Genomic DNA, 23,274 nt, shown 5'->3' with positions numbered 1-23,274 from the left:
TGGCCTACGGCTACCGCGACAGCGCTTACTTCTTCCTCAAGATCAAGGCCGCCTATCCCGGTAATCCGTGAAGAACCATTTTTTTGTGGGACGGCAAAGCGAGCGCGTGCCGTTCCGGCCGCGGGGATTCGTATTCGTCGAGCGTTGGGAGGAGTGAGGCTGCGTTGGCCGCCCATGCGCATTCGCCGCACAATCTGGCTCGCCGCGGAGCGATCGATCGTTCCGGGATTCGCGCGCTGTGGAGGTTCGTGTGAGCGGGGCGGCGCGGCCGGACGTGTTGCCGGCCGCTGTTGCCCGTCAGTGTGACGTGCTGGGTACGTCGAGAATCAGGATGATCGTCCAGTCGGCATCACCGTCGTGATGATACTGGCGCTCGGCGACGATGAACGGTTGCTGCTTGCCTTGCGGGCCGAGGAAAAGCACGTCGCCCTCCATCGGCAGGCACTCGATCGGCGGCAGTGCGAGGAAGGCGTCGGTCGAGCCGCGCGGCATCAGTTGCTTGATCTTGCGAGTGGCTTCTTCGGTCCACTCGATGTCGAGTTGAATGTTGCTCATGCTGTCCTCCGCACCGGGGTGCGCACGGGTGGAAAATTTCGGTGCGCGACTTTAGCACAGCGCGCAGGCGCCGCAACCAAAAAAGCCGAACCCGGTTGCCCGGATTCGGCTTTTCGCTTGTGCGGTGCCGCCGAACTTACTGGCTGGCAGCTTCTGCCGGAGCGGCCTTCTTGCCGGCCTTCTTCGCTGCCTTGTGATGCGTCGCCTTCTTGACGTGGTGATGCTCTTCCTGCGCCGCCGGCTGTGCAGCCTCGGCTGCCTGCTGCTGTTGCAGTGCCTGTGCGCGCTGCTCGATCTCGGCGATCTTTGCCGGATCGGTGATGGTCTGGATTTGCGTGCTCTCTTGCGCATACGCTGCGCCAGTCAGCGCCGACATCGCGACCAGAATAGCCAGGGACGTCTTCTTCATTGCTTTACCTCCGCTAAGTGGTGATGAACCCGAATGTTGCCGTTTTGTCTGGCGACTGCAATCGAGTGCGTGTCGAGTGTAACAAAAGTGACGGATCAATGTGCACCGGATCGCGGCGCAGTGCAAGGCCCCGTTGAAGTCGCGCAACACTTCATGCGTTCCGTCACGCGCCTGCCATGCCGGGGCGGCACCGTCGTACCGTCAGAACCAGCCGAGCCATCGATAGACGTGGAATTGCGCGATGCCGACCAGCTCGTGCAACGCCCGGTTCGCGTTTTCCAGGTTGTCCCTGCGGGGCAGCCAGCCCATCCGAGCGCGCCGGCGGTTCGAATAAACGGGCTGCGGATCGATACCGAAGTGGCGGAAATCGAGCAATGCACGGCGCATCTGGTAAGACGACGCGACGAGAATGCGCGTGTCGTCATGTTGTGAGCGTAGTATAGAAGCAGTGAATTTCGCATTTTCGTAGGTCGTACGGCTGTTCGGCTCGAGCACGAGGTCGGCGGGAGCGACGCCTTCCTCCACCAGCCGGCGCCCGTAGACGGCCGCCTCGGTTTCGCCGTGATGTTGCGGGTCGCCGCCCGACATCACCACGGTGCAGCGGGTGGCCTGCTGCAGGCACGTGCGGTAGAGCGCTGCGGTCTTGCGGATGCGCGCTTCGCCGTCGGGCGGCACGCGCAGGCCGGTTTCGTCGCGCCGCGTGCCGATGCCGAGGATGATCAGCGTGGTCCGGCCATGCATGTCGGGGCGCTCGACCGGCGTAACACCGGCCTCGCTCCACGCGATGAGCGGCGCCGCGAGCCAGCCTGTCGCGAGCAGCCAGAACACCGCGACGCCGGCGATTGCGATCTGTCGCCGCCGCTTGCGGCAGAGCATGAAACAGATGAAGAGAAGTACAAATGAATCGAACAGAATCAATTTGATTGGGGTATGGTGTCTTTTTATGGACGGCTGACGATCTGGCCCTAACGCGACGCCGAACGTCGGCCTCCGGAATCGGTGGCGGTATCGGCGGGCGGAGCTCCCGCCCGGCGCGCCGCTTCGCATTGTCGCTGCACTTTAAGAAAGAATCGAGATGGCCACGTATTCCAACGAAGCGGTGCTCGACGCATTGAGACGAGTGCAGTACCGCCAGGTACCGTGGGCGCGCCGCCCGGGCGTGTTCGAGTATCTCCGGTCGCTAGGACTGATGGACACGGTCAGGCAGAAGACCGTTGCTCCCGCACCGGGTTTTCATGCTCCGGTCGACATCGCGGTGCTGACCGACAACGGTCGAGCCGAATGCGCGCGCCTCGAGCGCGACGAGAAATTACTTTCCTGGACCGATCGCCGTATGGACGACTACGCATTGAGCGAAGCCAGCGCCGTGGCGATTCTCGAAAGCCGCCTGTAGCGGCGCGCGCCTGTCCTCGCGCACCCATCCGCGCGACACGCCGAAAAAAAGCCCGTATCGCGAGGATACGGGCGTACCGGATACTTTTGCTGTTGCCACGCTGTGCTCATGGCAACGAATGTGACTCGTCGCATATCGAGCAGTTCCCGAATCGGGGAATTTTCTTTGACGAAAACCCGCCTGTTGCCGAACTACGGATGACGCGGCAGCTCGGATGGCTGCGAGCCGATGCGCGCACGCGCGTTGCTGGCAATGTCGCCGCGCAGATCGCCGCGCGGCACGGTCTGCCGGTTGGGCGACGTGGCGGGCGGTTGCTGGCGAAGGGTGTTCCGGTGCTCTTGCTGGCGGTGAGGGGGCTTGCCGTGATCGTCGGCGCGAGCGGGGGCGGTCAGCGCCAGCGAAATGACAATGCCGCATGCGACGAGCAGTGACATTGGTTTCATGGCGGGGGCTCCCTTCAAGCCGCCGGCGCAGCTTGTTGATATGACGCTAAGGTAAGCGCGGGAGTGCAGGTTTGCTGTAAATAATAGTAAAGAGATGTATCGCAGCACGACAGCGGTGATCGACGACGACGCGAGCGCCGCGCAATGAACGAGGCGCCGAAAGAAACCGGGCGGCCGAAGCCGCCCGATCGAGCATGCGTTACGCCATCTTCACGGGGGCGCGCCAGGATTCCGGATTGGTCCAGAAGGCGCCGCGCAGCCGGTCGCGGCTCGGCGGTGCAGGCGGCTTTGCCGCGCTTGCTCCGATGCGACCGCGCAATGAGATCTGGCGGCCGCTCGTGCCGAGTCGCTTGACGATTTCGGCGAGCGTACCGTCTGCCTGCCATTCGTCGAAGCGACGGCGGCAGGTCGGCGGCGACGGATAGCGGCCCGGCAGCTTGGACCAGCCTTCACCCGTCGACAGTACCCACAGCACGGCATTGACCACCGAACGGGCCTCCACGCGGGGACGGCCGCGCCGTTCGCTTCGTGCGGGTTCCGAGCAAAACAGACCCTCGACCAGCGCCCACTCGTTATCTCTCAAATCGTCGAACAGCATCATGTCCTCACCTCAGCGAAGCTAACTCCGGTGCGCTGCCCTGCGCCGCGCACTCTTCAGGCACTCGAGCGTCGAGTGCCGGGTGGGGGCGTCCGGTTGGCCGGCAGCGGCGTTTCTGCCTTCCCGTCCGACGGAAACCTGCGCCCTGTGCGTCAGATAAAGCACGATGTGTGCCACGTCGGAGGCGATTCCCTCGAGAGCCGCTTGGCAGCGGGCTAACGGCTAAGTCAGCTAGGGGCGTATAAGACGCCAAAATAACCCGGCAGCAAATCGGGACAATCACCAATCTTGTGCAATTCGCCCGTGCCGCGTGCGTTCTCGCGAATATTGCACCGCAGCGAAACATGGGCGGTCGATGCCGGATTCGCACATCGAAGCATGTTTCGCGCATTAAAATCGCGCATCGGTATCCACGATTGATGAGGTGAGGGGATGAACGTTACGCTGCGCCAGCTTCGCGTCTTCATCGAGGTTGCGCGGCTCAGGAGCTTCAGCCGCGCGGGCGACGAGATTGGACTCACGCAGTCCGCGGTAAGCCGTTGCGTGCGCGAGCTCGAGACCGAGCTCGGGCTGAAGCTCATCGACCGGACGACGCGCGACGTGCAGTTGACCGATGTCGGGGCAAACCTGATCGCGAGCGTGTCCCGCCTGATCGACGATCTCGACGACACGCTGCGCGAGATTCGCGAGATCGGCGAGCAGCGGCGGGGGCGCGTGATCGTCGCCGCAAGCCCGACGATCGCGTGCCGGCTGATGCCGCGTGTCGTCGCGTCGTGCGAGCGCCAGTTCCCGTTCGTCACGCTTGGTTTGCGCGACGACGTGCAGAGCGACGTGCTGCGCAAGGTGAAGTCGAGCGAGGTCGATTTCGGCGTCGTCATCGGGCCGCTCACCGTTGCCGATCTCGTGTGCGAACCGTTGATGACCGATTCGTTCTGCCTGGTCGCGCGCGCCGATCATCCGCTTGCGGCGCGGCCCGAGGTGCCGTGGACGGCACTCGACGGGGAGCGCCTCGTGCTGCTCGACCATGCGTCCGGAAGCCGGCCGCTGATCGACGCTGCGCTGGCCGCCCATCAGGTGAATGCGACGGTCATGCAGGAACTCGGGCATTCGGCAACGGTATTCGGGCTCGTCGAGGCCGGCGTCGGCGTAAGCGTGCAGCCATGGCTGTCGCTGCCGCTGCCGGCGGGATCGACACTGGTCGCACGGCCGCTGACGCCGCGTACCGAGCGCACCGTCGAGCTGGTGCGCCGCCGCGACCGGTCGCTGTCGCCCGCCGCGCAGGCGATCTGGGAGCTCGCGCGCCAGATGCCGGCGCGGGCGGAGGACCTTGACTGAGGGTGCGGATCCGGCGCGCACGCCGGTACACTACGCGGATCGTGTTCGACGATGGCGGTTCTATGACGCATTCCGCGGATGTCGGCCCGGCGACGGGCGCGCCGGCGGCACGCGGCGCAGTCCATGCGCTGCGTCCGTCGCTGATCAGGGAAGTGGCGAATGCCGGCTTCGACGTGCCCGGCCTCCTGCCGTTCTGGTTCGGCGAGTCCGATCGCGTGACGCCGGCATTCATTCGCGACGCGGCCGCGGCGGCGCTGCGCGACGGCGCAACCTTCTATACGCAGAACCTCGGCACCGTCCCGCTGCGCCGCGCGATCGCGGGCTACGTGAGCGCGCGTCACGGCGCGACGCCGGTCGATACGGTCGCCGTGACGAGTTCGGGCGTGAGCGCGCTGATGCTCGCTGCGCAACTGCTGGTCGGTCCGGGTGATCGCGTCGTCGCGGTCACGCCCCTCTGGCCGAATCTCGTCGAAATCCCGAAGATCCTCGGTGCGCAGGTCGAATGCGTGCCGCTCGGCCATGGCGATGCGGGCTGGCGGCTCGATGTCGACCGGCTGCTCGCGGCGCTGACGCCCGACACGCGGATGCTGTTCGTCAATTCGCCGAACAATCCGACCGGCTGGACGATGTCCCGTGATGACCAGCAGGCCGTACTCGCGCATTGCCGACGTCACGGCATCTGGGTGGTCGCCGACGAGGTGTACGAACGACTCGCGTTCGGTGCGGCCGGCGCGCCGTCGTTCCTCGATATCGCGTCGCGCGACGAACGGCTGATCGTCGTGAATTCATTCTCGAAGGCTTGGGCGATGACGGGCTGGCGGCTCGGATGGCTGGTCGCGCCGGCACCGGTCATGGGCGATCTGTCGAAGCTGGTCGAATACAACACGTCGTGCGCCCCCGGTTTCATCCAGGCCGCGGGCGAAGTCGCGCTGCGCGATGGCGAGCCGTTCGTTCAGTCCTTCGTCGCGGCGCTGCGCGACGCGCGTGACCATCTGGTCGCCGCGCTGCGCACGCTGCCGGGCGTCGACGTGCCGCCTCCGCCGGGTGCGATGTATCTGTTCCTGCGCTTGCCCGGCGCGGAACACAGTCTCGCGTTCTGCAAGTCGCTGGTGCGTGAGACAGGGCTCGGACTGGCGCCGGGGCGTGCGTTCGGCCCGGAGGGGGAAGGGTTCGTGCGCTGGTGCTATGCATGCGATCCGGTGCGGCTCGATGCGGGCGTCGAGCGCTTGCGCCGCTTCCTCGCGCGCGGCGCGGGCTCGCGCTGAAGCGGGGGCGGAGCGGCCGGAGGCCTGCGGAGCGGCGGGCCGTACGGCTCATCTTTACGCACCGGGCGATTTTGCGTAATATGGCGCTCAGTCACGCGGTTCCGTCGTTGAGCCGTGCTGTTCCGTCCGGTTTGGGCCTGGCTTGAAGTTGGTTCGCCGCCCCCGGTTCGTGCTCCCATCAATATGACCGATCAGAATCGGGCGAGCGCGTCTTCCGTTACTTTCGTCTGTTTGTTGATCCGGTTCGTTTGACCACAGGGTCTGGCCTAGCTGCATGAATACCCAAGAGGCGAAGATCGTCCTCGAGACTGCTTTGATCTGCGCGCAGGAACCGCTGAAGCTCGGCGATTTGCGCAAGCTCTTTGCCGACGGCGTGTCGGCTGACACGGTCCGCACGTTGCTCGAAGATCTGAAACAGGATTGGTCCGGCCGCGGTGTCGAACTGGTGGCGCTGGCAACCGGATGGCGCTTTCAGAGCAAGCCGGCGATGCGTCACTACCTGGATCGACTGCATCCCGAGAAGCCGCCGAAATATTCGCGCGCGGTGCTCGAAACGCTCGCGATCATTGCGTATCGGCAACCCGTCACGCGCGGTGATATCGAAGAGATTCGCGGCGTCACGGTCAATACGCAGGTGGTCAAGCAGCTCGAGGACCGCGGCTGGATCGAGGTGATCGGGCATCGCGACGTGCCGGGGCGTCCGGCGCTGTATGCGACGACCAAGCAGTTCCTCGACGATCTCGGCCTGAAGGCGCTCGACGACCTGCCCGCGCTCGAGGAGCCCGCCGCGAACATCGAGGCCGTGCTGCTCGCGCAGCAGGCGATGGACTTCGACGGCGATGCGGTGGTGGTGGAAGCAGTGCAGGAAGCCGGCGAAGCGGCGGCCGACGAACCGCAAGCGCAGCCTGACGAATTGCCGGGCGACGCGGCGACGGACGTCGCGTCGACGCACGAAATACCGAACCGCGATACGCTGGAAGCTGATCGCGTTCAAACCGAACAGGGCGGCGCCGAAGCAGCGCCGGCCGGCGGGCAGTCCGAGCCGCCGCGCGCGGAGTGGAACGAGGAAGATCGCAAGCCGGCCGCCGACGCGGTTGCCGGAGACGCAGCGGTGGCGGTCGGCGACATGCCGGGCGAGGCTGGACACGCCGGCGCCACACGATCCGGTCCCGCGGACGGCGAGATGCTGGACGATACGTCCGACAGCCTCGCCGATGCCATACGCAGTGCCAGTGCGCCCATCGGCGCCGACGCGCTGCCGGACGACGAAGCAGAACCCGAACAGCGCCGCGCCTGATCGCGGCCGACTTCTTGCCGCGCCCGCGCCGGGCGCGAGACCTGACATTTTGAGGTTGTTTTGACAGATATCCACGATATTGAATCGTCCGCGCCTGCCGTGCAGGCCGCGCGTGCCGACGATGCGCCGGAGCAGGACGCTCCGGCCGCGGGTGGTGACGAGCGTCCCCGCCGCGGCCTGCGGCGCGGTCCGCGCAGCCTGATCGCGCGTCGCCGCGCGGCGGCCAAGTCGAAGGGCGCCGATGGCGAGTCGCAGGACGGCGAAGGCGCAGACGCGCAGCCCGCCGAGGCCGCCGAAGCGCAGCCCGCACGCGCACCGCGCAAGGAAGGCGCGGCCAAGGGCGGCCGCAAGCCGGCCGCCAGGCGTGAAGGTGCAGCCAAGGGTGCACCGGGCGGACAAGGCGGCCAGTCGCGGCGTGGCGGCCCGGCGAAAGCCGAGGGCGGCGCGGCGAAGGCCGACGGCGATGCAGCGTCGCAGGACGATCTGTTCGCCTATGTGACGTCGCCGGCCTTCGACGCGGACAACTCCGCGGGCGGCAGCGGCGTGCGTGCACCGATGCTGCGCCGCGGTCGCACCCAGCCGACGAACAAGCGCGTGTTGTCGCCGGACGACGACGCGCCGAAGCTTCACAAGGTGCTCGCGGAAGCCGGCATGGGCTCGCGCCGCGAAATGGAAGAGCTGATCGTCGCCGGCCGCGTGTCGGTGAACGGTGAGCCCGCGCACATCGGCCAGCGCATCATGCCGACCGACCAGGTCCGCATCAACGGCAAGCCGGTCAAGCGCAAGCTGCCGAACAAGCCGCCGCGCGTGCTGCTGTACCACAAGCCGACGGGCGAGATCGTCAGCCATGCGGATCCGGAAGGTCGGCCGTCGGTGTTCGATCGCCTGCCGCCGATGAAGACGGCGAAATGGCTCGCGGTGGGCCGCCTCGACTTCAACACCGAAGGTCTGCTGATGCTGACCACGTCGGGCGATCTCGCGAACCGCTTCATGCATCCGCGCTACAGCGTCGAGCGCGAGTATGCGGTGCGTGTCGTCGGCGAACTGTCCGAAGGGATGCGGCAGAAGCTGCTGCATGGCGTCGAGCTCGATGACGGCCCGGCGAACTTCCTGCGCATCCGCGACGGCGGCGGCGAAGGCACGAACCACTGGTATCACGTTGCGCTGGCCGAAGGCCGCAACCGCGAAGTGCGCCGTATGTTCGAAGCGGCCGGCCTGATGGTGAGCCGCCTGATCCGTACGCGCCACGGTCCGATCCCGCTGCCGCGCGGCCTGAAGCGCGGTCGTTGGGAAGAGCTCGACGAGGCGCAGGTGCGCAAGCTGATGGCGACCGTCGGTCTGAAGGCGCCGTCCGAGGAAAAGGGCACGCGCGGTGGCAGTGGGCCGGCCGAGCGCCGCCAGCCGGATCCGATGCAGACGTCGATGGGCTTCATCAGCCGTGAGCCGGTGCTGACCACGCATGGTCAACTCGACCAGCCGCGTCGCGGTGGCGGTCGGCGCGGCGGCCCGGGCCTGCCGGGCCTGAGTGGCTACGGCAGTCTGCCGGTTTCGCCGTCGGGCCATGGCAATCGCTCGGGTGGCGGTCGCGATGTCGACGGCAATCGCGCGTCGTATGGCGCGGGTCCCAAGCGTGAAGGCGGCGCGGGTGGCAAGCGTGGCGGCGGCAAGGGCGGCGGCAATCGCAACCCGAACGGCAATCGCGCCGAAGGCGCCGGCAACGCCGGTGGTGGTGCGCGCGGCGGCCAGCGCCCCCAGCGCAATCGCTCGCGCGGTCGCTGAGCGTTTCTGGCGGACGGCGGCGTGACGCCGCCGGTGCGCCGGCGAAATCGGCGTGAATCCGGTTTGGTCGGCACGTGCGTTGCGCGACCTGCTTTTGACTGTATATATATCGCGCTGCCGGATTGTGCCTGCTCGGACAGTCCGGTTTCGCATTTTTGGTCGGTAAATGCGGGCTGGGCGCTGCTTTTACCGGCTGGCTTGGCGTTTGCGCCAAAAAACGCTATAATCGCGGAGTCGCTGGGCGTACGGATTCAATGTGCGGCTCAGGTGCGACCACCAGTAAGAAGATGGGCGTTCCGCCCATTTTTTTTTGCTGAAACGGTTAGGCATCTCGGGTAGCGCTTCCTGCGCCGGCTAAGGCGCGCGCCCGCGGGTGTAATCGCGAGCGGCGGGCGCGAACACCTGAGAGGACACTGTGCAACTGACGGAACTGATAGAAACCACGGTCACCGGGCTCGGCTACGAGCTGGTGGATCTCGAGCGCACCGGGCGCGGCATGCTTTGCATCTATATCGATCAGCTTGCCGGCATCTCGCTCGAAGATTGCGAAAAGGTCACGCGTCAGCTCCAGCACGTCTTGACGGTCGAAAACATCGATTACGAACGGCTCGAAGTCTCGTCTCCGGGGCTCGACCGCCCGTTGAAGAAACTGGCCGACTTCGAGCGCTTCGCCGGCAGCGAAGTTTCCGTGACCTTGAAAAAGCCGCTGGACGGGCGCAAGACGTACCGGGGCATTCTGCACGCGCCGAATGGCGAAACGATCGGTTTGGAATTTGAGGGGAAGAAGGGCGAGGCGGCCATGCTGGATTTCACGCTGGCAGACATCGACAAAGCCCGCCTGATTCCGCAAGTTGACTTTAGGAGCCGCAAATAATGAGTCGCGAAGTGTTGATGCTGGTGGATGCGCTGGCGCGCGAGAAAAACGTCGACAAGGATGTGGTGCTGGGCGCCCTCGAGGCTGCGCTCGCGTCCGCTTCCAAGAAGCTGTTCGACGAAGGCGCCGAAATCCGCGTCCATATCGATCGCGAAAGCGGCGAGCACGAAACCTTCCGTCGCTGGCTCGTCGTTCCCGACGAGGCAGGCTTGCAGGAGCCGGATCGCGAGATCCTGCTGTTCGAAGCGCGTGAGCAGAATCCCGACGTCGAAGTCGGCGAATTCGTCGAGGAGCCGGTGCCGTCGATCGAGTTCGGCCGTATCGGCGCGCAGGCCGCCAAGCAGGTGATCCTGCAGAAGGTGCGCGATGCCGAGCGCGAGCAGATCCTGAACGACTACCTCGAGCGCGGCGAAAAGATCATGACGGGCACGGTGAAGCGCCTCGACAAGGGCAACTTCATCGTCGAATCGGGCCGCGTCGAAGCGCTGCTGCGCCGCGACCAGCTGATTCCGAAGGAAAACCTGCGCGTGGGCGACCGCGTGCGTGCGTACATCGCGAAGGTCGACCGCACCGCGCGCGGCCCGCAGATCGAACTCTCGCGCACGGCGCCCGAGTTCCTGATGAAGCTGTTCGAGATGGAAGTGCCGGAAATCGAGCAGGGCCTGCTCGAGATCAAGGCTGCCGCTCGCGATCCGGGCGTGCGCGCGAAGATCGGCGTGATCGCCTACGACAAGCGGATCGATCCGATCGGTACCTGCGTCGGCATCCGCGGCTCCCGCGTGCAGGCCGTGCGCAACGAGCTTGGTGGCGAAAACATCGACATCGTGCTATGGTCCGAGGATCCCGCCCAGTTCGTGATCGGCGCGCTCGCGCCGGCAGCCGTCCAGTCGATCGTCGTCGATGAAGAAAAGCACTCGATGGACGTCGTCGTCGACGAGAACGAGCTGGCTGTCGCGATCGGCCGCAGCGGTCAGAACGTTCGCCTCGCCGGCGAATTGACCGGCTGGCAGATCAACATCATGACGCCGGACGAATCCGCCCTGAAGCAGGGTGAAGAGCGCGATCGACTGCGTGCGCTCTTCATGGCACGTCTCGACGTCGACGAAGAAGTTGCCGATATCCTGATCGACGAAGGCTTCACGAGCCTCGAAGAGATCGCTTACGTGCCGCTCAACGAAATGCTCGAAATCGAGGCGTTCGACGAGGACACCGTGCACGAGCTGCGCAACCGCGCACGCGACGCACTGTTGACGATGGCGATCGCGAACGAAGAAAAGGTCGAAAACGCAGCGCTGGATTTGAAGGGCCTCGACGGCATCACGCCGGAGTTGCTCGCAAAGCTGGCCGAACACGGCATGCAGACGCGGGACGATCTCGCCGAGTTGGCTGTGGATGAACTGGTCGACATGACCGGGATGGAAGAGGATGCCGCTAAGGCGTTGATCATGAAAGCACGTGAACATTGGTTCCAGTGAGAAATGACCATGGCGCACTGATTTGATGGCGGCCGTATGGCCTGACCCGATGCTAACCGCAAGGAATCGGTCCTTGCACTAAGAGGAATGAATGGCGAGTAACAACGTAGCCCAATTTGCCGCGGAACTGAAAATGCCTGCTGGTGTGCTGCTCGAACAGCTGCAGGCAGCGGGCGTCCAGAAAGCGAGTGAAGACGATGCGCTGTCCGAGGCGGACAAGGCGCGTCTGCTCGATCATTTGCGCAAGTCGCACGGCGCAACCGACGGCGACAAGCGCAAGATCACGCTGACCCGCAAGCATACGTCGGAGATCAAGCAATCTGACGCGACGGGCAAGGCTCGCACCATTCAGGTCGAGGTCCGCAAGAAGCGTACGTTCGTCAAGCGCGACGACGTGGCCGAGGGTGCGGAGCAGGGTCAGGCGCAGGTCGCCGAAGCGGACGACGATGCGGAACTGAAGCGTCGCGAGGAAGAAGCGCGCCGCGAGGCCGAACTGCTCGAGAAGCAGGCGCAGGAACTGCGCGAGCGCCAGGAGCGCCTCGAACGCGAGGAAGCCGAGCGCCGCGCCCGTGAGGAAGCGGCCGAAGCGGAGCGCCGTCGTGCCGAAGAAGAAGCGGTGGTGAAGCGTGCCGCGGCCGAAGCCGCAGCGGCACAGCAGGTTGCCGCCCAGCAGGCCGCCGAGGCTCAGCAGGAATCGGCCGGTGCGCAGTCCGCGCAGGACGAGGCACGCGCGGCCGCCGAACGTGCGGCCCAGCGCGAAGCGGCGAAGAAGGCCGAGGACGCCGCCCGCGAGGCGGCGGACAAGACGCGCGCCGAGCAGGAAGAGATTCGCAAGCGTCGCGAGGCGGCCGAGGCCGAAGCGCGCGCGATCCGCGAAATGATGAACACGCCGCGCAAGGCCGTGGTCAAGGCAGTCGAGCCGCCGAAGCCGGTGGAACCGCCGAAGCCGGTCGAAGCGAAGGGCACGCTGCACAAGCCGGCAAAGCCGGCGGGCGCAGGCGCGGCACGTCCGGCCGTGAAGAAGCCGGCCGGCGCAGCGCCGGCGACGACGCAGGCACCGGCAGGTGCGGGCGACCGCAACAAGAAGCCGGGTGGCGGCAAGGGCGGCTGGCAGGACGACGCAGCCAAGCGCCGCGGCATCAAGACGCGCGGCGATTCGAGCGGCGGCGTCGACCGCGGCTGGCGCGGCGGCCCGAAGGGTCGCGGCCGTCACCAAGACAGCGCATCGACGTTCCAGGCACCGACCGAACCGATCGTGCGTGAAGTGCACGTGCCGGAAACCGTCTCCGTTGCCGATCTGGCGCACAAGATGTCGATCAAGGCCTCGGAAGTCATCAAGGTGATGATGAAGATGGGCCAGATGGTCACGATCAACCAGGTGCTGGACCAGGAAACGGCGATGATCGTCGTCGAGGAACTGGGTCACCGCGCGGTTGCCGCGAAGCTGGACGATCCGGAAGCGCTGCTGGTCGAAGGCGAGACCACCACCGATGCGGAGCAGCTGCCGCGTCCGCCGGTCGTCACCGTGATGGGCCACGTCGACCACGGCAAGACCTCGCTGCTCGACCACATCCGTCGTGCGAAGGTTGCAGCCGGCGAAGCGGGCGGCATTACGCAGCACATCGGCGCATACCACGTCGAAACGCCGCGCGGCGTCATCACGTTCCTCGATACGCCGGGTCACGAGGCGTTCACGGCAATGCGTGCACGCGGCGCGAAGGCCACCGATATCGTGGTGCTGGTGGTCGCTGCCGACGACGGCGTGATGCCGCAGACGAAGGAAGCCATCGCTCACGCTAAGGCGGGTGGGGTGCCGATCGTCGTGGCGATCAACAAGATCGACAAGCCGGAAGCGAACCTGGACCGCGTCAAGCAGGAACTGGTCGCTGAAGGCGTCGTGCCGGAAGAATACGGTGGCGATTCGCCGTTCGTGCCGGTGTCGGCCAAGACGGGCGTCGGTATCGACGACCTGCTCGAGAACGTGCTGCTGCAGGCCGAAGTGCTGGAACTGAAGGCACCGATCGAGGCGCCGGCCAAGGGCATCGTGATCGAAGCGAAGCTGGACAAGGGCAAGGGCCCGGTCGCGACGATCCTGGTCCAGTCGGGTACGCTGAACCGCGGCGACGTCGTGCTCGCAGGCTCGGCTTATGGCCGCGTGCGTGCGATGCTCGACGAGAACGGCAAGCCGACGAAGGAAGCCGGCCCGTCGATCCCGGTCGAAATCCAGGGTCTGTCGGAAGTGCCGGGTGCCGGTGAGGAAGTGATCGTGCTGCCGGACGAGCGCAAGGCGCGCGAAATCGCGCTGTTCCGCCAGGGCAAGTTCCGCGACGTCAAGTTGGCGAAGCAGCAGGCCGCGAAGCTGGAAAGCATGCTCGAGCAGATGGGCGAAGGCGAAGTGCAGAACCTGCCGCTCATCATCAAGGCGGACGTGCAGGGCTCGCAGGAAGCGCTCGTGCAGTCGCTGCTCAAGCTGTCGACCGACGAAGTGCGCGTGCAGATCGTGCACAGCGCGGTGGGTGGCATCAGCGAAAACGACGTCAACCTCGCGACGGCATCGAAGGCGGTCATCATCGGCTTCAACACGCGTGCGGATGCACAGGCGCGCAAGCTGGCCGAAGCGAACGGTATCGACATCCGCTACTACAACATCATCTACGACGCAGTGGATGAGGTGAAGGCGGCGATGTCGGGCATGCTGGCGCCGGAGAAGCGCGAAGTCATCACCGGTATGGTCGAAGTGCGCCAGGTGTTCAAGGTGCCGAAGATCGGCACGGTCGCCGGTTGTATGGTCACGGACGGTATCGTCAAGCGCTCGTCGTCGGTGCGCGTACTGCGCAACAACGTCGTGATCTTCACGGGCGAACTCGAATCGCTGAAGCGCTTCAAGGACGACGTGAAGGAAGTGAAGCAAGGCTTCGAGTGCGGTATGTCGGTGAAGAACTTCAACGACGTCATCGAAGGCGACCAGTTCGAAGTCTTCGAAGTGACCGAAGTCGCGCGTACGCTGTAATCGTCGCGTATCGGCTCGTGGGCGGGGCAGGCTTGTGGGCCTGTCCCGCCCATTTTCATGGCGGCGCGCCAGAAGGCGGCCCCTTTATCCTGATAAACGAATCAGGGATCGATCATGTCCAGGAAACGTACTTCCCCCAATCGCAACGTTCAGATCGCTGACCAGATTCAGCGCGATCTGTCCGAACTCATCATGCGCGAGGTCAAAGACCCGCGCATCGGTATCGTGACCATCCAGAGCGTGGAGCTCACGCCGGACTACGCGCACGCGAAGATATATTTCACGGCGCTCACCGGTGATCCAGACAAGACGCAGGAAGCGCTGAACCACGCATCGGGTCACCTTCACAACCTGCTGTTCAAGCGCCTGCACATTCATACGGTGCCGACGCTGCATTTCCATTACGATCAAACGATCGAGAAGGCCGTGGAAATGTCGCGCCTGATCAAGGAGGCCAACTCGACGCGCGCGAAGGACGACGACGAAGCCGACGCGCCCGCGAAGGACGATTGAGCGCGCGCGCCCTATGACGAATGCAGCCCCCCAGCGTCCGCGCGTGCCTCGGCGCGCGCTGGACGGCGTTCTCCTGCTCGACAAGCCGGTCGGCCTGTCCAGCAACGACGCCCTGATTCGCGCGAAGCGCCTGCTTCTCGCGAAGAAAGCCGGGCACACCGGCACGCTCGATCCGCTGGCCTCGGGCCTGTTGCCGTTGTGCTTCGGCGAGGCGACGAAGTTCTCGCAGGACTTGCTGGAAGCGGACAAGACCTACGAAGCGACGATGCGTCTGGGCGTACGCACGACCACCGGCGATGCGGAAGGCGACGTGCTCGACACACGCGCCGTCGAATGCGACCGCGCGGCGGTGGAAGCCGCACTCGTGCGCTTTACCGGCGAGATCGTGCAGGTGCCGCCGATGTATTCGGCGCTCAAGCGCGACGGCAAGCCGCTGTACGAATATGCGCGCGCGGGCCAGACCGTCGAACGGGAAGGCCGCAACGTGACGATTCATGCACTCGACCTGCTGGCCTGCGAGCTGCCGGACGTGACGTTTCGCGTGACCTGCAGCAAGGGCACGTATGTGCGTACGCTGGCCGAAGATATCGGCGAAGCGCTCGGTTGCGGCGCGCATCTGACAATGTTGCGTCGCACGGGTGTCGGTGCGCTGACGCTCGAGCATGCGGTGACGCTCGACGCGCTGTCCGATGCGGACGAAGCGGCGCGCGATGCGTGGCTTCAGCCCGTCGACGTGCTGTTGTCGACGTTTCCGCTGGTGCGGCTCGACGAAGCCGGCGCGAAGCGGTTCCTGCATGGTCAGCGCTTGCCGCTGTCGGCGCTCGATCCGATCGATGCGGCGGAGGGCGAGCGTGTGCGCGTGTACGATGCGGCACGGCTGCTCGGCGTGGCTCGCAAGGCCAATGGCGTGCTCGCACCCGAACGCCTTGTCGTGACGGCTGCATGATGCACGGCGCGCAAGCGCCGCCGTTGGAATGAAAAAATAGCCCGGTCGACTCCGACCGGGCTATTTTTGTTTGGCGCGCTCGTTCGGGCGCGGTGCTCAGTGCGCAGCCGACGCCGCCGCACCCGCATCGCCGCCGCCCGCGCGTTCGGGCTTCGTGATCCAGATCAGTCCGATCAGCAGCACGAAGATCACCGCCGAGATATAGAACAGATCGTTCACGCCCAGTTGCGCGGCCTGCTGCGTGGCCATGTTGTTGATGAGGCCGTGCGCCTGATTCTGCGTCAGCCCGAGGCTGCCCATCTGCGTGACGGCCTGGTTGAACGTCGGGTTGTACGGGTTGGCCTGCTCGACCAGTTGCGCGTGGTGGAAGTTGTTCCGGTGATCCCACGCGGTCTGGAAGATCGACGTGCCGATGCCGCCGCACATGATCCGAACGAAGTTCGACAGGCCCGATGCCGCAGGAATGCGATGGCCGGGCAGGCCGGACAGCGTGATCGATACGAGCGGGATGAAGAAGCCCGCCATCGCGATGCCTTGCACGAGCGTCGGCAGCGTCAGTGACCACTGGTCGACGCCGGTCGTGTAGCGCGAGCGCATCCAGAAGCACAGTGCGAACGTCAGGAACGCAGCGGTCGCGATGTAGCGCGGGTCCGTGCGCGGCAGAAACTTGCCGGTCAGCGGCGACAGCAGGATCGCGAACAGCCCCACGGGCGCCATCACGAGGCCCGCATCGGTGGCCGTGTAGCCAATCTGGGTCTGCAGCCACAGCGGCAGCAGCACGAGGTTGCCGAAGTAGAGCCCGTAGCCGACCGCGAGCGAGATCGTGCCGCCCGTGAAATTGCGCATGCGGAACAGCGACAGGTCGACGACCGGATGTTCGGCAGTCAGCTCCCAGATCACGAAGAACGCGAACGAGATGACCGCGATCAGCGCGAGCGCGATGATCGTCGTCGACGCGAACCAGTCGAGATCCTTGCCCTTGTCGAGCATGACCTGCAGCGAACCGACCCAAAGCACGAGCAGCGCGAGGCCGACGCCATCGATCGGCGCGCGGCGCACCGTGGATTCGCGCGTGCGATAGATCGACCACGTGGCCAGCGCGGCGGCGATGCCGACCGGGATGTTCACGTAGAAGATCCACGGCCACGAATAGTTGTCCGAGATCCAGCCACCGAGGATCGGGCCCGCGACCGGTGCGATCAGCGTCGTCATCGACCACAGCGCGAGCGCCATCGGCGCCTTCGCGCGCGGGTAGCTCGACAGCAGCAGCGATTGCGACAGCGGAATCATCGGCCCCGCGACCGCACCCTGGAGCACGCGCGACGCCAGCAGGAACGGCAGGGTGGGCGCCAGGCCGCACATCCACGACGAGATGACGAACAGGATGATCGACGCGAGGAACAGGCGAACCTGTCCGAAGCGATCGGTCAGCCAGCCCGTCAGCGGCACGGAAATCGCGTTCGCGACCGCGAACGACGTGATGACCCACGTACCCTGGTCGGACGATACGCCGAGGTCGCCCGAGATGGTCGGGATCGCGACGTTCGCGATGGACGTGTCGAGCACGTTCATGAACACCGCGAGCGATACCGCGATCGTCCCGAGCACGAGTTGCCCGCCCTGCAGGGGCGGGTGGGAGACTGGAGCCTGTGCCATGTCGGTAGTTTTTCCGGAGTCGGAGTCGTTACATCATCTTGGCGGCGCCGCTCGACTTCGCCGCGGCCGGTGCCGGCGCGTTGCCGCCGGCGTTCTCGGCGATGATGCGGGCGATCTCGGCGTCGGCTTCATCGCCGTACTTCGCGAACACGTTGGTCTCGTAGACGGTGTTCTGCGCGTTGGCGAGCTGGTCGCCGCGCTCGTCCTTGATGTTGACGTCGACCTGCATCGACAGGCCGATGCGCAGCGGATGCTTCTCGAGCTCCTTCGGATCGATCTCGATACGCACCGGCAGGCGCTGCACGACCTTGATCCAGTTGCCCGTCGCGTTCTGCGCCGGCAGCAGCGAGAACGCCGAACCCGTCCCGGCCGAGAAGCCGACGACCTTGCCGTGGTAGACCGCCGACGAGCCGTAGATGTCGGCCGTCAGCTCGACCGGCTGGCCGATGCGCATGTGCTTGAGCTGGACTTCCTTGAAGTTCGCGTCGACCCACACCGCATTCAGCGGCACGACCGACATCAGCGGGTTGCCCGGCGACACGCGCTGGCCGACCTGCACCGAGCGCTTCGCGACATAGCCGGTGACCGGCGCGGGCAGCACGTTACGCGCGTTCGCGAGGTACGCGTCGCGAACCTTCGCCGCGGCAGCCATCACGTTCGGGTGCGATGCGATCGTCGTGTTCGCGGTCAGCGCGCGATTCGATGCGAGCTGCTGTTGCGCCGCGTCGACCGACGCCTGGGCGGCGCGCACCGCGTCGCGGGCGTGGGAGATTTCTTCCTGTGATACGGCGCCCGTCTGCGCGACGGCCACGCGGCGGCGCAGGTCGTCCTGCGCCTTCGACAAATCGGACTGGCGCAGCGCGACTTGCGCACGGTACTGGTCATCGTTGACGAACAGGCCGCGCACCTGGCGCACCGTCTGCGCGAGGTTGGCCTCGGCCTGCTGCAGCGCGACCTGCGAGTCGGCCGGATCGAGCACGACGAGCGGGTCGCCGGCCTTGACCGTTTGCGTATCGTCGGCCTTCACGGCGATCACGGTACCGGTGATCTGCGGCGTGATCTGCACGACGTTGCCGTTCACGTATGCGTCGTCGGTCTCTTCATGGAAGCGCGCGACGAGGAAGTAGTACAGGCCGTACGCGATGGCCGCGATCACGATGACCACGATCAGCAGCGTCATCATCCGTTTGCGCTTCCCGTTGTTCTGCGGCTGTGCGCTGGCGGCGTTTTGTTGAGGGTCGCTCATGGCGATTTTCTCCGTCCGTTATTTCGAGTGTCTGCGTAGTGGTGGCGCCGAATCAGTTGGCGGCCTGTTTCGTCGGCTTGTCGGCGTCGGGCGCGGCGAGCCGCGTGCCGGTCGCGTCGAACCCGCCGCCGAGCGCCTTGATCAGCGCGAGCTGCATGTCGCGCCGGCGCATCTTCAGGTTGGTCACCGTCTGTTCCGATGCGAGGCGGTTGCTGTCCGCATTCAGCACCTGGAGCTGGGGCGACAGGCCGGCCTTGTAGCGGATCACGGCGAGATCGTACGCACGCGTCGACGCGTCGAGCGCACGCTGCGCGTCGTCCATCTGGCGATCGACCGCGCGGATCGACGCGACCTGTGTCGCGACGTCGTTCAGCGCGTTGATCAGCGTCTGGTTGTAGTTCGCGACCGACAGGTCGAAGTCCGCATAGCGGCCCTTGAGCTGCGCGCGCAACGCGCCGGCATCGAAGATCGGCAGGTGGATGGCCGGGCCGAACTGCGCCTGGCGGCTCGCGAAATTCAGGAATTTGCCCCAGCCGAACGCATCGAAGCCGAAGCCGGCCGCGAGGTTCACGTCCGGGAAGAATTCGGCCTTCGCTTCCTTCACGTCGTGCATCGCGGCCTCGACCTGCCAGCGCGCGGCGACGATGTCGGGGCGGCGCGACACGAGGTCGGCCGGCAGGTTGCCGGGCAGCGCGACGTCGCCGGCCGGGCTCATCACCGGCGCGGCGATTTGCAGCCCGCGGTCCGGACCCTTGCCGAGGAGCGCTGCGAGCTGGTAGCGCACGGTCGTGATCTGGCCGTCGAGGTCGGACAGCGACGCCTGGGTCGTCGCGATATTGCCGCGCGCGGTCTGGCGTTCCACATTGGTGTCGAGGCCGGCCGACACGCGGCCGTCGGTGATATTGCCGACCGTCTGGCGGTTGGTGATCTCGCGTTGCGCGATGTCGCGCAGCGCATACAGTTGCGCGAGCGAGTTGTAGGTGCGGGCGACCGACGCCGCGAGCGTGATCCGCGCCTGCTGCATGTCGGCTTCGGCGGCCTTTTCCTGCGACACGGCCGTGTGCAGGCGCTCGCGATTCTTGCCCCACAGGTCGAGATCCCACGACGCGCTCGCGAGCGCGTTGTTCTCGCTGTACCACTGGCCGCCGTACGGGGGCGGGAACAGCGCGTTCGACGAATACAGCTCGCGTGTCCACGAGTAGCTGGCTTCGGCCTTCGGCATCAGGTTCGAGCGCGACGATTCGATGTACGACGATGCTTTCGCGATGCGCGCCTGCGCCTGTGCGATCGACGGGTTGCCCTGGAGCGCCTCGTCGATCAGCTTCGGCAACTGTGGATCGCCGAACTGGTTTGCCCAGTCGAGCGCCGGCCATTGGCCGCCCTGGGCCGGCAGGCTCTGGGTGGTGTCGAATTGCGACGCGGGAGCGATCTGTTTGTCGCTCTTGATGCCGATGTAGTTTGCGCAGCCCGCCAGCGCCAGCGCGGCAACCGCGGCGGTGACGGCGGCGCGGCACGACCCGGCGCGCACGGACAACGGGGAGGATTTCATCGCGCTGTTCCCTGACTCGGAATGAATGATGGACACTGCAAGGATTTCCTTACATTAATCTGTCAAAAGTAATTGTTATGGCAACTATTGCTGGGCGCTACCGCCGGCGTTCTCGCAATAGTTGCTGAGAATGCGGCGCAGCATGCTCTTGAGGAACCCGACTTCTTCCGGCGTAAATCCGCCCAGCAGCTCGTCTAGCACGCTGCGGAATACCGGCGGCAACCGCTCGGCCAGCGCGCGGCCTTCGTCGGTCAACTCGAGCCGCACGACCCGCCGATCCTCGATGCTGCGCACGCGGGACAGCAGGCCGCGTTTCTCGACGCGATCGAGCAGGCGCGTGACCGCGCTTGCGTCGATCCCGTATTCCCGCGCGAGCTCGGCGGCCGTCGAGCACTTGCCGACCGCGATCATGAACAGCATGCTCGCCTGCGTGCCCGTGATGCCGAGCTCTTCCTGCGTGCGCTGCGTGACGAGGTTGGTCATCACCGATTTCACGCGCGACATCAGATAACCGACGCTGTCGTTGATTTGATACGAGGACAGCGGCGAAACCGGCGATTGGGAAGGAGAATCCGACATAAAACCCTGAGGCTGCAATAGTTGACTAGGCAGTAGTATAGGTATAATTGCTTGCCGCGGCAAATGTTAATCGAAGGGGCGAGGGTGCGCTTCGTGCCCCCGAATCCCCTTGTTGGCGTCAGGGTCTTCCGCGTGTCGGCGGCCGGTTTGTCCGTTGGGTGCCTCGATCTGGATGATGGCGGAGTGGGGCGTTTGTTGCGCTGCAACGAACACTCCAGCTCCAGCCACGCTCACGTGCTATAATTTGTGGTTTCCAAGCTGCAACGCGCGCGCACGTGTCCCAGGGACTGACGAGCGTGCGCGTTTGCGCGTTCAACGATTTCCAGGTTTCTATGACCCGCGCCCTTCGCAATATCGCCATCATCGCCCACGTCGACCACGGCAAGACCACGCTCGTCGACCAACTGCTCCGCCAGTCCGGCACCTTCCGCGAGAACCAGCAGATTGCCGAACGGGTGATGGACTCGAACGACATCGAAAAAGAGCGCGGGATCACGATTCTCGCGAAGAACTGCGCGGTCGAATACGAAGGCACGCACATCAACATCGTCGACACGCCGGGGCACGCGGACTTCGGCGGCGAGGTGGAGCGCGTGCTGTCGATGGTCGACTCGGTGCTGCTGCTCGTCGACGCGGTCGAAGGGCCGATGCCGCAGACCCGCTTCGTCACGAAGAAGGCGCTCGCGCTCGGCCTGAAGCCGATCGTTGTCGTCAACAAGATCGATCGTCCGGGTGCGCGGATCGACTGGGTCATCAATCAGACCTTCGACCTGTTCGACAAGCTTGGCGCGACGGAGGAGCAACTCGACTTCCCGATCGTCTACGCATCGGGCCTGAACGGCTATGCGTCGCTCGACCCGGCCGCGCGCGAAGGCGACATGCGCCCGCTGTTCGAGGCGATCCTCGAGCACGTGCCGGTCCGTCCGGCCGATCCGGACGCGCCGCTGCAGCTGCAGATCACGTCGCTCGACTATTCGACGTACGTCGGCCGGATCGGTGTCGGCCGCATTACGCGCGGCCGCATCAAGCCGGGCCAGCCGGTCGTGATGCGCTTCGGCCCGGAAGGCGATGTGCTGAACCGCAAGATCAACCAGGTGCTGTCGTTCACGGGCCTCGAGCGCGTTCAGGTCGACTCGGCCGAAGCGGGCGACATCGTGCTGATCAACGGTATTGAAGATGTCGGCATCGGCGCGACGATCTGCGCGGTGGATACGCCGGAAGCGCTGCCGATGATCACCGTCGACGAGCCGACGCTGACGATGAACTTCCTCGTCAACTCGTCGCCGCTGGCCGGCCGCGAAGGCAAGTTCGTGACGAGCCGCCAGATTCGCGATCGCCTGATGAAGGAGCTGAACCACAACGTCGCGCTGCGCGTGAAGGACACGGGCGACGAAACGGTGTTCGAAGTCTCGGGTCGCGGCGAGCTGCACCTGACGATTCTCGTCGAAAACATGCGCCGTGAAGGCTATGAGCTGGCCGTGTCGCGTCCGCGCGTCGTGATGCAGGAAATCGACGGCGTGCGCCACGAGCCGTACGAGCTGCTGACCGTCGACGTCGAGGACGAGCACCAGGGCGGCGTGATGGAAGAGCTCGGCCGCCGCAAGGGCGAAATGCTCGACATGGCGTCGGACGGCCGCGGCCGCACGCGTCTGGAATACAAGATCTCGGCGCGTGGCCTGATCGGCTTCCAGAGCGAATTCCTGACGCTCACGCGCGGCACGGGCCTGATGAGCCACATCTTCGACTCGTACGCACCGGTCAAGGACGGCTCGGTGTTCGAGCGCCGCAACGGCGTGCTGATCTCGCAGGACGACGGCGCGGCAGTGGCATACGCACTGTGGAAGCTGCAGGATCGCGGCCGCATGTTCGTGAAGCCGGGCGACGCGCTGTATGAGGGCATGATCATCGGCATCCACAGCCGCGACAACGACCTCGTCGTGAACCCGATCAAGGGCAAGCAGCTGACCAACGTGCGTGCGTCGGGTACCGACGAAGCCGTGCGTCTGGTGCCGCCGGTCCAGATGTCGCTCGAATACGCGGTCGAATTCATCGACGACGACGAGCTCGTCGAAGTGACGCCGCAGTCGATCCGCCTGCGCAAGCGCTTCCTGAAGGAGCACGAGCGTCGCCGCGCGAGCCGCGAAGGCGCGGTCGACTAAGCATCGATCGTTCCCGTGCATGACGAAAAATGGCTGCCTTCGGGCGGCCATTTTTGCATTCGCGCGCGGCGCAACCGGGGCGGTTGCAAAACACTGTTCCCAAGCGTCGTGGCAATCCGGCAAAACCCCGTCGTACGGTGCTTTCGGCGCATTCCGTCGTGAGCTTCGGTATCGGTTCTGTGATATGCTGCGC

19 protein-coding genes and 1 pseudogene are annotated in these 23,274 nt (G+C 65.5%); 11 read left to right on the top strand and 9 right to left on the bottom strand.

Going from position 1 to position 23,274, the window contains the following annotated elements:
• Window positions 1-297: 297 nt before the first annotated feature.
• From SB786_RS06530 to SB786_RS06520, 3 genes are all read right to left on the bottom strand, one after another.
• Entirely contained in the window at window positions 298-555 is a 258-nt protein-coding gene (locus tag SB786_RS06530; RefSeq protein ID WP_006758856.1) for a hypothetical protein, read from the bottom strand.
• Window positions 556-691: 136 nt separating this feature from the next.
• On the bottom strand, window positions 692-964 hold the full coding sequence (locus SB786_RS06525) for a hypothetical protein (protein WP_006758857.1): 273 nt from the start codon (window positions 962-964) through the stop codon (window positions 692-694).
• A 201-nt stretch (window positions 965-1,165) separates the two neighbouring features.
• Entirely contained in the window at window positions 1,166-1,840 is a 675-nt protein-coding gene (locus SB786_RS06520; RefSeq protein WP_410726808.1) for a YdcF family protein, read from the bottom strand.
• A 199-nt stretch (window positions 1,841-2,039) separates the two neighbouring features.
• Between SB786_RS06520 and SB786_RS06515 the strand changes: the two genes are divergently transcribed.
• The gene (locus tag SB786_RS06515; protein WP_006754206.1) at window positions 2,040-2,357 is read left to right on the top strand and encodes a hypothetical protein; all 318 of its coding nucleotides are present in this window, start codon (window positions 2,040-2,042) and stop codon (window positions 2,355-2,357) included.
• Window positions 2,358-2,548: 191 nt separating this feature from the next.
• On the opposite strand, the gene SB786_RS06510 is transcribed toward SB786_RS06515, so the two are convergent.
• Window positions 2,549-2,800 (bottom strand): hypothetical protein, encoded by a 252-nt coding sequence (locus SB786_RS06510; RefSeq protein ID WP_006758859.1) that lies wholly within the window; start codon window positions 2,798-2,800, stop codon window positions 2,549-2,551.
• 202 nt (window positions 2,801-3,002) lie between these two features.
• Window positions 3,003-3,398, bottom strand: a pseudogene (locus tag SB786_RS06505) (transposase); the annotation flags it as partial.
• 432 nt (window positions 3,399-3,830) lie between these two features.
• Here SB786_RS06505 and SB786_RS06500 point away from each other — a divergent pair.
• From SB786_RS06500 to truB, 9 genes are all read left to right on the top strand, one after another.
• Window positions 3,831-4,733 carry a LysR substrate-binding domain-containing protein gene (locus SB786_RS06500; RefSeq protein ID WP_410726798.1) on the top strand — a complete coding sequence of 301 codons (903 nt, stop codon included), beginning with the start codon at window positions 3,831-3,833 and terminating at the stop codon, window positions 4,731-4,733.
• 62 nt (window positions 4,734-4,795) lie between these two features.
• Window positions 4,796-5,998 carry a pyridoxal phosphate-dependent aminotransferase gene (locus SB786_RS06495; RefSeq protein WP_410726796.1) on the top strand — a complete coding sequence of 401 codons (1,203 nt, stop codon included), beginning with the start codon at window positions 4,796-4,798 and terminating at the stop codon, window positions 5,996-5,998.
• Window positions 5,999-6,272: 274 nt separating this feature from the next.
• On the top strand, window positions 6,273-7,295 hold the full coding sequence (scpB, locus tag SB786_RS06490; protein ID WP_410726795.1) for an SMC-Scp complex subunit ScpB: 1,023 nt from the start codon (window positions 6,273-6,275) through the stop codon (window positions 7,293-7,295).
• Window positions 7,296-7,355: 60 nt separating this feature from the next.
• Window positions 7,356-9,074 carry a 23S rRNA pseudouridine(2605) synthase RluB gene (gene rluB / locus SB786_RS06485; RefSeq protein WP_410726794.1) on the top strand — a complete coding sequence of 573 codons (1,719 nt, stop codon included), beginning with the start codon at window positions 7,356-7,358 and terminating at the stop codon, window positions 9,072-9,074.
• A gap of 415 nt (window positions 9,075-9,489) precedes the next feature.
• The gene (gene rimP / locus SB786_RS06480) at window positions 9,490-9,948 is read left to right on the top strand and encodes a ribosome maturation factor RimP (protein WP_006752291.1); all 459 of its coding nucleotides are present in this window, start codon (window positions 9,490-9,492) and stop codon (window positions 9,946-9,948) included.
• A complete protein-coding gene (gene nusA / locus SB786_RS06475; protein WP_006757628.1) occupies window positions 9,948-11,423 on the top strand; it encodes a transcription termination factor NusA in 1,476 nt (491 codons plus the stop codon). Before rimP ends, nusA begins: the two co-directional genes overlap by 1 nt.
• A 91-nt stretch (window positions 11,424-11,514) precedes the next feature.
• On the top strand, window positions 11,515-14,433 hold the full coding sequence (gene infB, locus SB786_RS06470) for a translation initiation factor IF-2 (RefSeq protein WP_410726793.1): 2,919 nt from the start codon (window positions 11,515-11,517) through the stop codon (window positions 14,431-14,433).
• A 114-nt stretch (window positions 14,434-14,547) separates the two neighbouring features.
• Entirely contained in the window at window positions 14,548-14,946 is a 399-nt protein-coding gene (gene rbfA / locus SB786_RS06465) for a 30S ribosome-binding factor RbfA (protein WP_006752288.1), read from the top strand.
• Between the two features lie 13 nt (window positions 14,947-14,959).
• Complete coding sequence (gene truB / locus SB786_RS06460) at window positions 14,960-15,892, top strand: tRNA pseudouridine(55) synthase TruB (RefSeq protein ID WP_410726792.1); 933 nt, start codon at window positions 14,960-14,962, stop codon at window positions 15,890-15,892.
• Window positions 15,893-15,988: 96 nt separating this feature from the next.
• Here the strand turns inward: truB and SB786_RS06455 are convergent, their stop codons facing one another.
• From SB786_RS06455 to SB786_RS06440, 4 genes are all read right to left on the bottom strand, one after another.
• Window positions 15,989-17,548, bottom strand: coding sequence for a DHA2 family efflux MFS transporter permease subunit (locus tag SB786_RS06455; RefSeq protein ID WP_410726791.1), 1,560 nt, complete (start codon window positions 17,546-17,548; stop codon window positions 15,989-15,991).
• A gap of 28 nt (window positions 17,549-17,576) precedes the next feature.
• Window positions 17,577-18,794, bottom strand: a complete 1,218-nt coding sequence (locus tag SB786_RS06450; RefSeq protein ID WP_410726790.1) for an EmrA/EmrK family multidrug efflux transporter periplasmic adaptor subunit — start codon at window positions 18,792-18,794, stop codon at window positions 17,577-17,579.
• Between the two features lie 52 nt (window positions 18,795-18,846).
• Window positions 18,847-20,343 carry an efflux transporter outer membrane subunit gene (locus tag SB786_RS06445; protein WP_410726789.1) on the bottom strand — a complete coding sequence of 499 codons (1,497 nt, stop codon included), beginning with the start codon at window positions 20,341-20,343 and terminating at the stop codon, window positions 18,847-18,849.
• 84 nt (window positions 20,344-20,427) lie between these two features.
• Complete coding sequence (locus SB786_RS06440; RefSeq protein WP_410726788.1) at window positions 20,428-20,922, bottom strand: MarR family winged helix-turn-helix transcriptional regulator; 495 nt, start codon at window positions 20,920-20,922, stop codon at window positions 20,428-20,430.
• A 332-nt stretch (window positions 20,923-21,254) separates the two neighbouring features.
• Between SB786_RS06440 and typA the strand changes: the two genes are divergently transcribed.
• Entirely contained in the window at window positions 21,255-23,081 is a 1,827-nt protein-coding gene (gene typA / locus SB786_RS06435; RefSeq protein ID WP_006757635.1) for a translational GTPase TypA, read from the top strand.
• Window positions 23,082-23,274 lie beyond the last annotated feature (193 nt).

It is taken from the genome of Burkholderia sp. SIMBA_062, from assembly GCF_046534765.1.
Lineage (GTDB): Bacteria > Pseudomonadota > Gammaproteobacteria > Burkholderiales > Burkholderiaceae > Burkholderia > Burkholderia ambifaria.
Note: the sequence above shows the minus strand (reverse complement) of the source record. Positions and strands in the feature narration are given on the sequence as shown.

Bases quoted from the DNA above. Each gene is read 5' to 3' on its own strand.
- SB786_RS06530 (WP_006758856.1), bottom strand. From the start codon at position 555: ATGAGCAACATTCAACTCGACATCGAGTGGACCGAAGAAGCCACTCGC.
- SB786_RS06525 (WP_006758857.1), bottom strand. From the start codon at position 964: ATGAAGAAGACGTCCCTGGCTATTCTGGTCGCGATGTCGGCGCTGACT.
- SB786_RS06520 (WP_410726808.1), bottom strand. From the start codon at position 1,840: ATGCTCTGCCGCAAGCGGCGGCGACAGATCGCAATCGCCGGCGTCGCG.
- SB786_RS06515 (WP_006754206.1), top strand. From the start codon at position 2,040: ATGGCCACGTATTCCAACGAAGCGGTGCTCGACGCATTGAGACGAGTG.
- SB786_RS06510 (WP_006758859.1), bottom strand. From the start codon at position 2,800: ATGAAACCAATGTCACTGCTCGTCGCATGCGGCATTGTCATTTCGCTG.
- SB786_RS06500 (WP_410726798.1), top strand. From the start codon at position 3,831: ATGAACGTTACGCTGCGCCAGCTTCGCGTCTTCATCGAGGTTGCGCGG.
- SB786_RS06495 (WP_410726796.1), top strand. From the start codon at position 4,796: ATGACGCATTCCGCGGATGTCGGCCCGGCGACGGGCGCGCCGGCGGCA.
- scpB (WP_410726795.1), top strand. From the start codon at position 6,273: ATGAATACCCAAGAGGCGAAGATCGTCCTCGAGACTGCTTTGATCTGC.
- nusA (WP_006757628.1), top strand. From the start codon at position 9,948: ATGAGTCGCGAAGTGTTGATGCTGGTGGATGCGCTGGCGCGCGAGAAA.
- infB (WP_410726793.1), top strand. From the start codon at position 11,515: ATGGCGAGTAACAACGTAGCCCAATTTGCCGCGGAACTGAAAATGCCT.
- rbfA (WP_006752288.1), top strand. From the start codon at position 14,548: ATGTCCAGGAAACGTACTTCCCCCAATCGCAACGTTCAGATCGCTGAC.
- truB (WP_410726792.1), top strand. From the start codon at position 14,960: ATGACGAATGCAGCCCCCCAGCGTCCGCGCGTGCCTCGGCGCGCGCTG.
- SB786_RS06455 (WP_410726791.1), bottom strand. From the start codon at position 17,548: ATGGCACAGGCTCCAGTCTCCCACCCGCCCCTGCAGGGCGGGCAACTC.
- SB786_RS06450 (WP_410726790.1), bottom strand. From the start codon at position 18,794: ATGAGCGACCCTCAACAAAACGCCGCCAGCGCACAGCCGCAGAACAAC.
- SB786_RS06445 (WP_410726789.1), bottom strand. From the start codon at position 20,343: ATGAAATCCTCCCCGTTGTCCGTGCGCGCCGGGTCGTGCCGCGCCGCC.
- SB786_RS06440 (WP_410726788.1), bottom strand. From the start codon at position 20,922: ATGTCGGATTCTCCTTCCCAATCGCCGGTTTCGCCGCTGTCCTCGTAT.
- typA (WP_006757635.1), top strand. From the start codon at position 21,255: ATGACCCGCGCCCTTCGCAATATCGCCATCATCGCCCACGTCGACCAC.